Here is a 361-nt window from a genome sequence, read left to right as displayed (position 1 = left end):
TGGCAAAGACCAATAGCGCCCGCCTTCAAGGTGGATTTTTTGTCGAGACACACAATAAGTCATTTGTGTATTACGTGTAATCGCACTTCGAAATCCCTGAAAGGCTCCATACCACTCCACACCATACGTTGATTTTGTACTATCCGGTAACGGGATACCATAAATATCGACCACCATATTGGCTCTTTTGGCCATCTGTGGGTCTTGAACCTGAACATTGTCATAAACATACTCATAACGTAATACAGGTCCTTCCATTCGGATATGCGTTATTCCCTGAAAATACGCATAATCATTCACCGCCATATACACAGAAGCCACTCTCGGGATGGCGAACGCCTCATACCCCATGGCTTCATGA

At 44.6% G+C, this 361-nt stretch carries 1 pseudogene; it reads right to left on the bottom strand.

What is annotated here, in order from left to right:
* Window positions 1–351 (bottom strand): annotated as a pseudogene (locus ACNART_RS17945) (hypothetical protein); the annotation flags it as partial.
* Window positions 352–361: the final 10 nt, after the last annotated feature.

Origin of the sequence: Proteus sp. LHD240705 (assembly GCF_047921555.1) — a bacterium.
Taxonomy (GTDB): Bacteria; Pseudomonadota; Gammaproteobacteria; order Enterobacterales; family Enterobacteriaceae; genus Proteus.
This window is presented reverse-complemented; position numbering and strand designations above follow the sequence as displayed.